The 13,736-nt window shown below is 50.5% G+C and carries 14 protein-coding genes; 2 read left to right on the forward strand and 12 right to left on the reverse strand.

Annotated elements, in window-relative coordinates:
- Nucleotides 1–2: 2 nt before the first annotated feature.
- Together rnhA and AACZ64_RS11145 are read right to left on the reverse strand one after the other, a co-directional pair.
- Nucleotides 3–452, reverse strand: a complete 450-nt coding sequence (gene rnhA / locus AACZ64_RS11140) for a ribonuclease HI (RefSeq protein ID WP_293615290.1) — start codon at nt 450–452, stop codon at nt 3–5.
- The gene (locus AACZ64_RS11145) at nt 453–1,277 is read right to left on the reverse strand and encodes a methyltransferase domain-containing protein (RefSeq protein ID WP_293615289.1); all 825 of its coding nucleotides are present in this window, start codon (nt 1,275–1,277) and stop codon (nt 453–455) included. It abuts the gene before it with no gap.
- A 78-nt stretch (nt 1,278–1,355) separates the two neighbouring features.
- On the opposite strand from AACZ64_RS11145, the gene gloB reads away from it, so the two are divergent.
- Nucleotides 1,356–2,123, forward strand: coding sequence for a hydroxyacylglutathione hydrolase (gloB, locus tag AACZ64_RS11150; protein WP_293615288.1), 768 nt, complete (start codon nt 1,356–1,358; stop codon nt 2,121–2,123).
- Between the two features lie 305 nt (nt 2,124–2,428).
- Nucleotides 2,429–3,850 carry a LysM peptidoglycan-binding domain-containing protein gene (locus AACZ64_RS11155; protein WP_339640079.1) on the forward strand — a complete coding sequence of 474 codons (1,422 nt, stop codon included), beginning with the start codon at nt 2,429–2,431 and terminating at the stop codon, nt 3,848–3,850.
- Between the two features lie 32 nt (nt 3,851–3,882).
- Here AACZ64_RS11155 and nqrM read toward each other — a convergent pair whose 3' ends face one another.
- The 10 genes from nqrM to AACZ64_RS11205 all read right to left on the reverse strand — a co-directional run bounded on the left by nqrM (nt 3,883) and on the right by AACZ64_RS11205 (nt 13,616).
- On the reverse strand, nt 3,883–4,128 hold the full coding sequence (gene nqrM, locus AACZ64_RS11160) for a (Na+)-NQR maturation NqrM (RefSeq protein ID WP_293615286.1): 246 nt from the start codon (nt 4,126–4,128) through the stop codon (nt 3,883–3,885).
- Nucleotides 4,129–5,133, reverse strand: coding sequence for an FAD:protein FMN transferase (locus AACZ64_RS11165; protein WP_293615285.1), 1,005 nt, complete (start codon nt 5,131–5,133; stop codon nt 4,129–4,131).
- A 41-nt stretch (nt 5,134–5,174) separates the two neighbouring features.
- A complete protein-coding gene (gene nqrF, locus AACZ64_RS11170; protein WP_293615284.1) occupies nt 5,175–6,398 on the reverse strand; it encodes an NADH:ubiquinone reductase (Na(+)-transporting) subunit F in 1,224 nt (407 codons plus the stop codon).
- Between the two features lie 21 nt (nt 6,399–6,419).
- Complete coding sequence (nqrE, locus tag AACZ64_RS11175) at nt 6,420–7,037, reverse strand: NADH:ubiquinone reductase (Na(+)-transporting) subunit E (protein WP_339640080.1); 618 nt, start codon at nt 7,035–7,037, stop codon at nt 6,420–6,422.
- Complete coding sequence (locus tag AACZ64_RS11180) at nt 7,037–7,696, reverse strand: NADH:ubiquinone reductase (Na(+)-transporting) subunit D (RefSeq protein WP_339640081.1); 660 nt, start codon at nt 7,694–7,696, stop codon at nt 7,037–7,039. Before AACZ64_RS11180 ends, nqrE begins: the two co-directional genes overlap by 1 nt.
- 5 nt (nt 7,697–7,701) lie before the next feature.
- Complete coding sequence (locus AACZ64_RS11185; RefSeq protein WP_339640083.1) at nt 7,702–8,475, reverse strand: Na(+)-translocating NADH-quinone reductase subunit C; 774 nt, start codon at nt 8,473–8,475, stop codon at nt 7,702–7,704.
- Nucleotides 8,468–9,670: an NADH:ubiquinone reductase (Na(+)-transporting) subunit B gene (locus AACZ64_RS11190; RefSeq protein WP_339640085.1), complete on the reverse strand. Its 1,203-nt coding sequence runs from the start codon at nt 9,668–9,670 to the stop codon at nt 8,468–8,470. The genes AACZ64_RS11185 and AACZ64_RS11190 overlap by 8 nt, the downstream gene beginning before the upstream one ends.
- A 2-nt stretch (nt 9,671–9,672) precedes the next feature.
- Complete coding sequence (locus tag AACZ64_RS11195) at nt 9,673–11,019, reverse strand: Na(+)-translocating NADH-quinone reductase subunit A (RefSeq protein ID WP_339640087.1); 1,347 nt, start codon at nt 11,017–11,019, stop codon at nt 9,673–9,675.
- 280 nt (nt 11,020–11,299) lie between these two features.
- Complete coding sequence (locus AACZ64_RS11200; RefSeq protein WP_339640089.1) at nt 11,300–12,760, reverse strand: glyceraldehyde-3-phosphate dehydrogenase; 1,461 nt, start codon at nt 12,758–12,760, stop codon at nt 11,300–11,302.
- 205 nt (nt 12,761–12,965) lie between these two features.
- Nucleotides 12,966–13,616 (reverse strand): hypothetical protein, encoded by a 651-nt coding sequence (locus AACZ64_RS11205; protein ID WP_339640091.1) that lies wholly within the window; start codon nt 13,614–13,616, stop codon nt 12,966–12,968.
- Between the last annotated feature and the right edge of the window lie 120 nt (nt 13,617–13,736).

Below are 13,736 nucleotides of genomic sequence, written 5' to 3' on the forward strand. Positions count from 1 at the left end.
ATTTACTGTCTGTGGTTTGATAAAAGCTCATCGATACCAAGATTTGCCAACTGATCGGCAATCTCGTTTTCGCGGTGACCGCTGTGACCCTTTACCCAGTGCCATTGAACCTCATGTCTGGCCACCTGCTGATCCAACTGCTGCCAGAGATCAATATTTTTCACAGGCTTTTTTGCCGAGGTCTTCCAGCCTTTCTGCTTCCAATTGGACAACCAGGTGGTAATCCCCTGCCGCACATATTCGGAGTCAGTGGTCAAAGCGACCCGGCAGGGTTTCTTTAATGCAGAGAGCGCCTCAATAGCAGCCGTTAGTTCCATACGGTTATTGGTTGTATCAACAGCACCGCCGTATAGTTTTTTCTCAAGATTCCCGTATCGCAGTAGTGCGCCCCAGCCACCGGGGCCGGGATTTCCCCGGCAGGCACCATCAGTAAAAATTTCTACATCCTTCAATTACTGGTCTCCATCAAATGCTTTTTTTATAACGCCATTTTTCTTTGTGGCCGGCAACACCGGGATGCTGATTGAACGCCACAATCCGGGTTTAACCGGAGTAAGTCGGGTGGTGTATTTTCTGGCCACCACAATATAAAAGGAACCCCAGGGCAACTTGCTCTTTTGGCCGATAGATTCCAGGAAGCTTCTTCGGTCCAACGTAGTCGGATGTTGCAGTGGCCAGCCAAAGCAACCTGAAACGGCCTGTACGGGTTGCAGGTTCAGCAACCGCAACCAATCGAGCAGACGGCCGTAACGGAGGCTGTGATAGGACCATATCGCACGGGAAGAGAAATATCGTGCGACCCATTTGCTTAAACCAAACAGACTTAACGGATTTATCACCACAATCACCACATGACCACAGGGCGTCAAAACCCTTGCCACTTCATTGAGCACTTCGTGGGGATAAACAGAAAATTCCAGTGCATGGTGTAATAACACTGTATCAATGGTCTCCGAGGGCAACGGCAGTGCATCGAAATCTGCGATTGCCGATGCGCTGCCTGGTAGCGTTGCAGAGGCACCAATAGAAAAACTCTGCAAATGATTAAAATCATCGACCAACAAACGGTTTGAACTGGCACCCAGATACATGAGACGGTGGGCACCCGGTCCCGGCATCATATGCTCAAGCATGGATCTTTCACGATGCAACAACACCTGGCCATAGCGTGACTGAAACCAGCTGTCCAGCGAACTCTGCGAGTCGGCCAGAGGGCGGACAAGATGTCTCTGTTCGAGATATTCCCTTGCTGATAGCAACCAGGTTTGCGGTTTCATTTAAATTTCCGGTTTTCACCCACGGGACGAAGTTGGTTATTATGGGAAATATCTTTTTTTAAAACCACTGGACCTATCATGCCTCTTATTGTGCACAGGTTGCCTGCATTTTCAGACAACTATCTATGGCTATTTCATCAACCCGGCAGTCGATTGGCCTTTGTCGTCGATCCGGGGGCGGCAGAACCGGTTCTGCAGGCACTGACGGATCTTGACCTGGATCTATCGGGTATTCTGATCACACACCATCATCCCGACCACGTGGGTGGGGTCGACTCACTGCTTCACCATACGGCAGTTCCCGTCTATGGGCCACCGGACATACACCAGACAACGCATAGCCTGGTCGATGGCGACCAGCTGACTCTCGACGGCACCCACTTTAAGGTGCTTGGTGTACCGGGTCACACCCTGGATCATATTGCTTTTTTTGAGGCAGAAACCCCTTTGGTATTTTGTGGGGACACCCTGTTTGCAGGTGGCTGCGGCCGATTATTTGAAGGCTCACCCGAACAAATGTGGCGATCATTGTCGCGGCTTGCCGCCTTGCCGCCGGAAACGAAAATCTATTGCGCCCATGAATACACCAAGGCCAACCTTTTATTTGCCCAAGCCGTGGAGCCGGAAAATCGGGCAGTGCAGGAACGCTTACAACGGGTCATTGAACTGCGCAATCAGGCACAGGCCACGGTCCCTTCAAGTTTGGCAGAAGAACTGGCAACCAACCCCTTTCTGCGCGTAACCCAAGGTTCCGTGAGGAAGGCAGCCAGTGCCAGGGGGCTTCCCTCCGGGGGAACCGTTGACGATGTATTCGCTATTATTCGCCACTGGAAAGATCAATTTTAGTCCGGTTTTTTGCTACACCCCGGCTCAATACCCATTGCAGAGCCCAAGTATTCCAAACTGGGCGTTTGTTCACAACACCTCCCGAAGTGTCAGAGATAAATTGATCTTGATGGCGCAGGTAGTTAGAATCCTTAAGCTGGTACTGGCAAAAAGAACATAATACCATGCAGATTTTTTTTCGAGCGTATCTTATTGTTTTTATTGCCTTAATCTCCGGTTGCGCGCAACAGTCAAGCCAAAACTACCCACACAGCGCGGCCACCCACCCCAGTAAAGCGAAGAAGCCCAATACACAGGTTTCCACTTTGCCTCGGGAAAAACGGTGGATCATCTTCTCCGGAAAAAATACTGACAAAACTGAACCGGTCAACCTCAGGCCCGACCCTGCCGATGACTTGTGGCGGCGAGTGCGCGACGGAATGACCCTGCAAGGGCACTACGATGATCCTCGCATCGCTAAACAGGTCGAATGGTTCAGCAATAACCAGAGTTATATTGACCGTGTCATGAGCCGCGGCGAGCTGTATCTCTATCATATTGTTGAGGAGCTGGAACACAACAATCTACCTCTGGAGTTGACACTACTGCCGGTTGTTGAAAGCGCCTACGACCCTTTTGCCTACTCTGGCAGCCACGCATCAGGTCTCTGGCAGTTCATCCCGATGACTGGCGATCGATTCGGCCTTAAACAGGACTGGTGGTACGACGGCCGCCGTGATCCGCTGGCGGCAACCGAAGCGGCAATCAGTTACCTGACATACCTGAACAACTATTTTGAAGGAGACTGGCTGTTGGCTCTGGCGGCCTATAACAGCGGTGAAGGCACTGTCAGAAGAGCTATTGAACGCAACAAGCGCGACGGCAAACCAACAGACTTCTGGTCATTAAAATTGCCCCGTGAAACCAGGGCCTATGTACCGCAATTGCTGGCGATATCCCGGGTAATTGCAGACCCCGAATCTCACGGCATCGTATTGCCTTCCATTCCGGATTCGCCCTATTTTGATGTCGTCGATTTACCGGAACAACTCGATCTGGTTAAAGCGGCGGAGATGGCCAGTATTGACAGCGACACACTGCATCAGCTCAATGCCGGCTTCAGCCGCTGGGTCACACATCCCGAAGGTCCCCACCGTATCGTCCTGCCGGTAGACAGCGTAGAAGGGTTCAAACTGGTGTTAAACAATACACCTGTAGCACAATGGGCACCGATCAAGGAATACCAGGTCAGATCTGGGGACACACTGTCAGGCATCGCTGCTGAATATGGAATAAGTATTCCTCAGTTACGCATGCAGAATGACCTGCGGGGGGATTTACTCAAAATTGGCCAACGCCTGAAGATTCCCGGTACTGGCCTCGATCACCACCCACAGACGGTCTCTCTAGCCTCATACCGGGTGCAGACCGGGGATACGCTTTGGCAGATTGCCAGGGAGCATAAGGTCAGCGTTCAAGATATCGCAACATGGAGTCGACTGGACATCAATGCACCCTTAAGACCGGGGCAATTGCTTAATGTGAAAGCAAACTCAGGCTCATCAACATCGGTAAAAGGAGAAAAAAGGGTCAATTACCAGGTTCGCCGGGGCGATTCTCTATATCGCATCGCCAGCAAGTTTGACCTAAAAATCGACGACATTTTGAGCTGGAATAAACTGAACCCTGAGAATTACCTCAAACCGGGACAACAGCTGACTTTATTCATTAATCCGTTGCGTATTTGAGCCACTAGCCAAACCATAATCACCAATCTGTATTATCGACTGGCCGCATCGTAGGCTAAATCAGTGCGCCGAGCGTCACCACCTGGGGCCTGACTGATCTCATCACATTTATTCGGGTCATCACCGCAGATATCACAGCTGTAGTTTTTTTCACCCAAAGCAGCACCCACACCACCACAGGATCCCTTTAATGGTTTCCTTCCCATCATCACGCCAACAGCCATGGCTGCAATAATCAACATCAGCACCACAAATACAAGCACGAACAGCAACATCATCTAATCTCCTAACAAAAAAGGGGCAAAAGCGGATGAATAGTAGCTTTTAAAAGCCTCACCTTCTTTGACCAACAAATAAACCGCCAGTTTATTTTCTTCGGCTATCTTAAGACTGGCATCAGCCCCCAGCACCATAAATCCAGTGGCCAATGCATCAGCAAACGCTGCCGTTTCGGCAATAATGGTAACAGAAGCCAGTTGATGATCGAGTGGATAACCGGTGCGCGGGTCGATGGTATGCGAATAACGCTTACCGTCTTTTTCAAAATAATTGCGATAATCTCCGGAAGTTGCCACTGTGGCATCTCCGGGAATCAGGACTTTCTGAACCAGACCTCTTTCGAGGGAAGGTGCTTCAATGGCAATACGCCAGGGATCCTTGTTTACTTTTACACCTTTCAGGCGAAGTTCACCACCCACTTCAACCAGATAGTTGTTGAACCCCTCTTGCTCCAGTAATTCTGCAACAGCATCGACTGCGTAGCCCTTGGCAACCGCAGACATGTCCAGCGCGATATCGCTGGATCTGATAATGCTGGCACCATCCGGGGTGATCTGCAGCTTATTGAAATCAACCAATGTCAGTTCAGCGGCTATATCTGCCTCAGCAGGAATCTGGTTGCCTGTGTTTTGCGGACCAAATCCCCATAGATTTACCAGTGCGCCCACGGTGGGATCAAATGCCCCAGACGTCAGTTGGTGTACTTCCTTGGCAATATTCAACACATGCAACATGTCCTGTGAAACCGCATAGGTCTGGCCCACTGGTGCACGATTCAGCAACATCAGTTCCGAATCCTGCTGGTAAGTCGTGAAGGTATTGTTCAGGTTATCCAGTCTGGATTGAATTTTTTGCCCAAGGTCGTCACTGACTGATTGCTCACCTGGCACCAACTTGACCTGATAGGTAGTTCCCATCGTCCGACCGTCGAAGACCAATTGGGACTGTCGATCGCAGGCAGACAACAGAGAAACCATTACAGCGACAAATAAAAACGAGGCCATAGGCCCCGCTTTTATTTTTAATCGATTGATCAAACGATTCATTAGCCACCGAAGTCGTCAAGAAGGATGTTTTCTTGCTCTACACCCAGGTCAACCAACATTTTAATCATTGCGGCATTCATCATGGGCGGGCCACACATGTAATACTCGCAATCTTCCGGAGCCGGATGATCTTTCAGATAATTTTCATAAAGTACCTGGTGAATAAAGCCAGTGAGCCCTTCCCAGTTATCTTCGGGCTGAGGATCCGAAAGAGCCAGATGCCACTCAAAATTGGGATTTTGTTCGGCCAGCTCGTCATACTCCTCGCTGTAGAAACACTCCTTGAGGCTGCGAGCGCCATACCAGAAGGTCATCTTGCGATCAGTTTTTATCCGGCGAAGCTGGTCAAAGATATGCGAGCGCATGGGCGCCATCCCAGCACCACCACCGACAAACACCATTTCCGCATTGGTGTCCTTGGCGAAGAATTCGCCAAATGGACCATACACTTTAATTGTATCACCGGGTTTCAGGCTAAAGGTATAAGAGGACATCTGACCCGGGGGAATGCCTTTGGATCCAGGTGGAGGGGTCGCGCAGCGAATATTGAATTTCACCACCCCTCGCTCTTCAGGATAATTGGCCATGGAATAGGCGCGAATAACGGTTTCATCCACTTTCGACTCAAGATCCAGAAATCCAAACCGCTCCCAGTCTGCCCGGTATTCGGGCTCAATATCAAAATCTTTGTATTTGACATGATGGGGAGGGCATTCGAGCTGGACATAACCGCCCGCACGGAAGTTGACATTTTCACCCTCAGGTAAACGCAACGTCAGCTCCTTGATAAAAGTCGCCACATTCGGATTGCTGTCAACCGTGCACTCCCACTGTTTGACCCCGAAAACGTCCTCTGGCACCTCTACACGCATATCCTGTTTAACGGGTGTTTGACAGGAAAGGCGCCAGCCCTCTTTGGCTTCACGGCGGGTAAAGTGAGACTCCTCAGTAGGCAACATGGCACCGCCACCATCGAGGACAATGCACTTACATTGAGCGCATGTGCCACCACCACCGCAGGCGGAGGGCAGGAAAAGCCCCGCGTTGGACAGGGTTTGCAAGAGCTTGTTACCAGCAGCTACGGTAATTGTCTTCTCTCCATTGATATCAATGGTCACATCCCCTGAACTGACCAGCTGTGACCTCGCTGCCAGAATAAAAGCCACCAATGCCAGCACGACAACGGTAAACATGACGACGCCGAGTATGATTTCCAGATTCATTATCTATCCTCTCTTCGTCGATTACAGGGATATGCCGCCGAAGGACATAAAACCCAACGACATCAAGCCAACCGTGATAAATGTAATGCCCAGACCACGCAGACCCTCTGGCACATCACTGTATTTAAGCTTTTCTCGAATACCTGCCAGGGCCACAATGGCAAGCGCCCAGCCAGTGCCAGCTCCGAACCCATATACAGTACTTTCAGCCAGATTGTAGTCGCGCTCCACCATAAACAATGCAGCACCGAGAATGGCACAGTTCACGGTAATCAATGGCAGGAAAACGCCCAGTGCGTTGTAGAGGGCCGGAACATACTTATCCAGGAACATCTCCATAATCTGAACGATGGCAGCAATCACGCCAATATAGCTCAACAAACCCAGGAAGCTCAGGTCAACATTGGCCAATGCCTCAATACCTGTCCAGGCAAGCGCTCCTTCAGCCAGAAAGGCTGTGTAGATGATATTGTTAACCGGCACGGTGATCGTCAACACCACAATGACAGCTATCCCAAGCCCGATAGCGGCTTCGACTTTCTTCGAGATGGCGATAAACGTACACATGCCCAAGAAAAAAGCCAGGGCCATATTTTCAATAAATATTGCCCGTATCAGAAGACCTAGATAATGTTCCATTACATCGCCTCCTTGGTGCCACTATTGGCCGAAATTGTAAAGTCCGCCGGCTCTACCTGATCTTTCTTCCTGGCGCGTATCGCCCAGATAATGAACCCAATGATAAAGAAGGCGCTTGGGGGTAAAAGCATCAGGCCATTCGGAACATACCAGCCTCCGACATTGGTAGCGGCCATGATTTCGACACCCATCAATTTCCCCGTGCCCAACAATTCACGGAAGAAGGCCACCACAATCAGAATCATGCTGTAACCAAGACCATTGCCGATACCATCCAGAAAGCTGGGGATCGGTGGGTTTTTCATGGCAAAAGCCTCTGCACGACCCATCACAATACAGTTGGTAATAATCAGCCCCACAAAAACGGACAATTGTTTACTGATATCGTAAGCCACTGCCTTGATAACCTGATCAACAACTATCACCAGAGAAGCAATGATCGTCATCTGTACGATAATACGAATGCTACCGGGAATGTGATTACGAAGCATTGAAACAAACAGGTTGGAAAATGCCACCACAACTGTCAATGCAATACACATAACCAGTGATACTTTCATACTGGAAGTCACTGCGAGCGCAGAACATATTCCCAATATCTGTAAGGCAATCGGGTTGTTATCGAAAATAGGTCTGACAATAATGTCTTTGATTTTCATAGTGATTACGCCTCCCCGGCTTTCAGGTTGGAGAGAAATTTACCGAAGCCATTTTCACCCATCCAGAACTCAATGAGGTTATCAACGCCCCGTGTTGTCAGGGTAGCACCAGACAAGCCATCCACCTGATGAATAGCCTCCTGACGGGATTTATCAACAGAACCCTTGATCACCGTCAGTTGAACGTCCCCGTCATCCCCGTAAATTTTCTTGCCCGGCCAGTTATCCTTCCAAAGTGGATTATCAACTTCGCCACCCAGGCCAGGGGTTTCGCCGTGCTCGTAGAAACCCAAGCCTGCAACTGTATTGAGATCACCCTCAATGGCAATAAAACCATAAAGCGTGGACCAGAGCCCGGGGCCCCTGACAGGTAGCACCACCTTTTCAAGGTCATCACCATCACGCACCAAATATACGACCGCATATTTTGCACGACGGGAGATGCTAGCCACATCCTCCTCTTTCGAAAGACTCACCGAGAGCTCCGGGTTCTTTGCTGCTTTGCGCTGATCGTAAGTGTCTGGAGAAACGTCATCGGTAAACTTACCGGTGTCGATATTCACCATTTTGACCTCGATTTTTTTAAATTGTTCTTCAACACTCATACCGGGTTCAAGCAATCCGGCGGCAGAAAGAATATTGGATTTCTTATCCAGCGCCTTGTTGGCCTGCTGGGCATCACGCAACAGCACAGCTGCTGACGATACCACCACGGAACAGACCAGACACAACGCGACAGCAACCGTCAGAACTTTACCTATCCCTTCATTACTAGCCACGTGCAAGTCTCCTTTTGATATTGGATTGCACCACGAAGTGGTCGATCAGAGGCGCGAACAGATTGGCAAAGAGTATCGCCAGCATGATTCCCTCCGGAAAGGCCGGATTTACAACGCGTATCAACACCGCCATAACACCAATCAATACGCCGTACCACAGTTTGCCCGTATTGGTCATTGAGGCAGAAACGGGCTCAGTGGCCATAAATATCATGCCGAAAGCAAATCCGCCTACCACCATGTGCCAGTACCAGGGCATGGCAAACATGGGATTGGTTTCAGAACCGATAAAATTAAACAGGGTGGACAATGCAATCATACCGATCATTACGCCGGCAACAATGCGCCAAGAGGCAATCTTGGTAATCAACAACAGGGCACCGCCGATAAAGATGGCCAGCGTGGAAACCTCACCGACCGACCCATGCAGGTTGCCAAAGAACGCATCCAGCCAGGTCACCTGATTCTGCAGTGCTGCCATTCCCTCACTGGCGGCAACAGACAGGGCTGTCGCGCCAGTATAACCATCGACAGCGGTCCATACCGCATCGCCAGACATTTCGGCAGGATAGGCAAAATACAGGAAGGCTCGACCGGCGAGTGCCGGATTGAGGAAATTTTTGCCGGTACCACCAAAGACTTCCTTGCCAATCACCACACCAAAACTGATACCCAGAGCCACCATCCACAGCGGCATGTCCGGGGGGCAAACAAGGGCGAAAAGGATTGAAGTGACAAAGAAACCTTCGTTGATTTCGTGCCCCCGAACGGTGGCAAACATAACCTCCCAGAAGCCACCCACAACAAAGGTCACCACATAGATGGGAATGAAGTAAACGGCGCCATACCAGAGGCAATCCCAGATACTGTTCGGATCATGTCCGGCAAACAGTGTGATTAAAGGTCCCCTCCAGCCTTCTATGGATGTGGCATCCATACCGGCCAGAATCGTGTTGGCCTGGAAACCGAGGTTGTACATACCATAAAACATGGCCGGAAAGGCTGCCAGCCAGACGGTGATCATGACACGCTTCAGATCAATGCCATCGCGGATGTGTGAACCGTTTTTGGTCACTGTCCCCGGAGAGTAGAAAATCGTATCTACCGCTTCATAGAGCGCATACCACTTGTGCAATTTGCCGCCATGCTCGAAGTGAGGCTCAATTTTATCGAGATAATTACGCAATGCTTTCATGATCAGCCCTCCTTCTCAATGCGGGCCAGATTATCCCGAAGAATCGGACCGTATTCATACTTTCCTACGCAGACATAGGTACACAGTGCCAGATCTTCCTCATCCAGTTCCAGACAGCCCAGCTTCTGAGCTGTCTCCGTATCACCGACAATCAGTGCCCGCAATAACTGGGTGGGCAATATATCCAGTGGCATTACTTTCTCATAGTTACCCAGCGGCACCATTGCCCGCTCACTGCCATTGGTGTTGGTCGTGAAATCAATTTTTTTGCTCTTATTCAGCGATGACAGATAAATGGGCATCGCTGAGTGCCGGCTACTGCCTGGGGAAAGATAACGGAAAAACTCCCGTTGTCGACCTTCCAGCAAAACAGAGACCTGGACATGGTAACGACCCAGGAAATCAAAAGGTCCACTCGCTGCTCTACCAGAGAGCACTGACCCGGACACCAATCGATTCTGGCCATCCTTTAGCTCACCTGCACTCAATTCGGAGAGATTTGCACCCAACCTTGTGCGAACCAAACGTGGTCTCGCAACTTGGGGGCCCGCCAGCGATATGACTCTGCGGGTATCAATATGGCCTGTTGTGAATAATGCCCCTATGGCCAGTACATCTTGGTAACCCACTGTCCAGACCGTTTTGTGTTCGCTCACCGGATCAATGAAGTGAATATGAGTACCGGCGAGTCCAGCGGGGTGTGGGCCTGAAAAACTGTGAAGTTGAACACTGGTCGCTCCTCCGCTTTTAATAACGGAGTCACTGGAAGTGCAAAGGTGCACTGCCCCGTCCGTCAGACGGCTTATTACGGTCAGCCCGTTCTCAAAGTCAGCTGCGCGCTCGGCAATAACCAGTGCCGGATCTGCCGAGAGCGGGTTGGTGTCCATCGCAGTGACAAAAATGGAATTGGGCGACGTCGCAGATGGCGACGGCACTTTTGAATAGGGACGCGTGCGCAGTGACGTCCACAGGCCTGAATTAACCAGATTCTCTACCACTGCCGCGCGGTCGAGGTGACTCAGCTCATCGTTGCTGTATGCAGCAAAGGTTTCCTCTTCATCACCCTCCACATCGATCACCACTGACTGGAGCACTCTCCGCTCACCGCGGTTGATGGCAGCGACCACCCCGGCAGCCGGGGCGGTATAACGGACGCCCTCGGTTTTTTTGTCAGTAAAAAGTAATTGGCCCAGTTTGACCCTGTCGCCTTCTTTGACTTCCATGGTTGGCTTCATACCAACGTAATCAGGGCCAACAACAGCAACAGATTTCACTGTGGGACCATCGTGAATGACTTGCTCGGGCGAGCCCGAAACAGGTAAGTCCAATCCCCGACGGATCTTAATCATAGGTAATGCCTATTACGAAATATCATTAATTATTGCTCTTCTCGAGCCCCAAAAATGCAGCCGAAATCATCATGGTCATCCTACGGCAGCACCAGTGCTTTTCGTGCAAGGTGGCTTGCTGGAAGCACACCGACACCGGCAAATAAATCGGCGCGATTATAAAGGCGGAGGCTTCCCATTACCAGTACAGACATTGTGGTAATTGATTCTCGACAAAGCACCCACCACCAACCACTTTACCCGAACCGCAACTTAACAGTGTGGAGAGACAGGCTACCCATCAGGCTGTCGGGTACATCGGCCAGGATACGCCAGCCAGATTTTCCAGACATCGCACCACTTGACAGCTATAGCCAAACTCATTGTCGTACCAACAATACAGCACGACACTGTCACCACTCACAATGGTCGCCTCTGAATCATAAACACAGGCATGCCGTGAACCGACAAAGTCGGTCGAAACCGCCTCGGAAGAAATTGTATAGTCAATCTGTTGCTGCAAAGGCGAATAGAGTGCGGTTTTTCTCATGTATTCATTGAGCTCTTCTCTGGTTGTCTCACGACCCAGCTGCAAATTGAGAATCGCCATGGATACGTTGGGAGTCGGCACCCGTATCGCATTACCGGTCAGTTTGCCAGCCAGTTCCGGCAATGCCTTGGCCACAGCCTTGGCAGCACCTGTCTCGGTAATCACCATATTTAGTGCGGCACTACGACCTCGACGTGACCCTTTGTGATAGTTATCAATCAGGTTCTGATCGTTCGTGTAGGAATGCACAGTTTCCACGTGCCCACGGTCTATGCCGAATTCGTCCATCAGGGCTTTCAGAACGGGCACAATGGCATTGGTGGTACAGGACGCGGCAGAAATTATCTTGGTATCTGCAGTAATTTCATTTTGGTTGATACCATAAACAATATTCGGAATATTGCCTTTGCCAGGCGCAGTGAGGATCACCTTGCTGGCACCAGGGCACTGCAGGTGTCTGGATAGGCCCTCTTCATCACGCCATACACCCGTATTGTCAATCACAATTGCATTGCTGATACCATAGCGGGTGTAATCTACCTCCGCAGGAGAGTTGGCGTAAATCACCTGAATGGGGTTGCCGTTACACACCAGAATATTTTTATCCTCAATGACTCTGATGGTGCCATCAAACGCACCGTGAACAGAATCGCGTCGCAGTAGGCTGGCTCGTTTGGCCAAATCATCCGCACTGCCCCCCTTGCGAACCACAATGGCACGCAATCGCAACAGATCACCGCTACCTGTCTTTTCAATCAGCAACCTGGCCAGCAACCGGCCGATACGGCCAAAACCGTAAAGCACCACATCCTGGGGTTGTGGCAGCGGCTTGCGCACGCGACCGATGTCGTCACCCACCTCGCGCTGCAGGAACGCAGTCAGATCCTCGCCATTACCGGACTCCTGGTATTTGACAGTCAACTTGCCCACGTCGATATGGGCAGGCCCCAAATCCATTTCCGACAACGCCAGAATCAGAGGGAAGGTTTCAAATTCCGAAAGCTCATTTTGTTCAATCTGGCGAACAAAACGATGGACCTTCATCAGATCAATCACTGAACGATTGACCATATTCTTGCCATACATATAGAGAGAGACGTTATTTTGCCTGTAAAGCTTTCCGATCAGAGGGATCATGGCTTCGGCCAGCGACTCACGCTCTTTCCAGTCAGCAAAAAAATCGGCAGGAATGGGGCGGTGTTGTTCGGTCACAGGTAAACCTCTCTTTTGTTGGTCTGACACGATGGGCGGCACTCCCATCACGGGTTGGGGCGCTATTATCGGTATTCAGCCTTTTAAGGGCAACAAAGTGCGGTGAATAACCGGTACTGCGGTTCGACGATGGTTGATCTGGATCAGTGAACCATGTGGTCAAAAAACCTGACACCGCAACGATGATCACTGGTCAGGGGAGTATTTAGAGGGGGATAAATGCCATGCTGGCCACATTCAGGGCAACTGTTTTGATGACCCGCTGGTTTTTCTGGGCGATGATCAAGGCAAGCATATCCTGATGGGCAATCAACTTACCAAACAGGCGCTCGTAACTGAGGTTATACCCCTCCCCCTTGCGACTATTGGTAAGGATCAGGGACTTACCCTGCTCGTCCAGGTGCGTTCTGATTCGCCATATGGCAATTTCAATGTTGCGGGCACTGTGATAAAGCTTCTGATGATCCAGTTTACTCAACATGAAAAACTCGGTTTTCAGGCCGTAGGACTCCCTGATCATTCCCGTCATCCCCACTATCAGCGCAAACACACGGTCGCCCCTGAATTCCGGGTCCAAAGATAGTTCAAGGGCATCGATACCGCCGCCCCCGAGCTCAGCAAACTGGGGCTTTCCCGGATGGGTGAAAATTTGTGTAACACGGGAATCTATCGTCTTGCCGGGGACCTTCTGTAACTCTCTCGGGTTTCGCTTATAGAGCTTCACCGTCAGCTCTTTGAGCAACAGCTCGACCTGCTGATAGTGCAAGTCCGCCACCATGTCGATATCCGTTTTCGCCAGATCCTGGACCCGAAAGGAGGAGCCACTGCAGCCGGTCATCACCAGCAGACACAGCAAACAAAACCCTATCAGCAATCTGCCTCTGAATGGAAAACACGGGTACAGCATATCAATCTCTCTATTGCCCCGCTAAAATAGCATACCTTCAAGGTTAACCCACAGAAGTGCCATTCCAGT

This window comes from uncultured Porticoccus sp., assembly GCF_963975625.1.
Classification (GTDB): Bacteria; Pseudomonadota; Gammaproteobacteria; order Pseudomonadales; family Porticoccaceae; genus Porticoccus.

Excerpts from the sequence above, each read along its gene's own strand:
- AACZ64_RS11145 (WP_293615289.1), bottom strand. The coding sequence starts at position 1,277 with ATGAAACCGCAAACCTGGTTGCTATCAGCAAGGGAATATCTCGAACAG.
- gloB (WP_293615288.1), top strand. The coding sequence starts at position 1,356 with ATGCCTCTTATTGTGCACAGGTTGCCTGCATTTTCAGACAACTATCTA.
- nqrM (WP_293615286.1), bottom strand. The coding sequence starts at position 4,128 with ATGATGTTGCTGTTCGTGCTTGTATTTGTGGTGCTGATGTTGATTATT.
- AACZ64_RS11165 (WP_293615285.1), bottom strand. The coding sequence starts at position 5,133 with ATGGCCTCGTTTTTATTTGTCGCTGTAATGGTTTCTCTGTTGTCTGCC.
- nqrF (WP_293615284.1), bottom strand. The coding sequence starts at position 6,398 with ATGAATCTGGAAATCATACTCGGCGTCGTCATGTTTACCGTTGTCGTG.
- nqrE (WP_339640080.1), bottom strand. The coding sequence starts at position 7,037 with ATGGAACATTATCTAGGTCTTCTGATACGGGCAATATTTATTGAAAAT.
- AACZ64_RS11180 (WP_339640081.1), bottom strand. The coding sequence starts at position 7,696 with ATGAAAATCAAAGACATTATTGTCAGACCTATTTTCGATAACAACCCG.
- AACZ64_RS11190 (WP_339640085.1), bottom strand. The coding sequence starts at position 9,670 with ATGAAAGCATTGCGTAATTATCTCGATAAAATTGAGCCTCACTTCGAG.
- AACZ64_RS11195 (WP_339640087.1), bottom strand. The coding sequence starts at position 11,019 with ATGATTAAGATCCGTCGGGGATTGGACTTACCTGTTTCGGGCTCGCCC.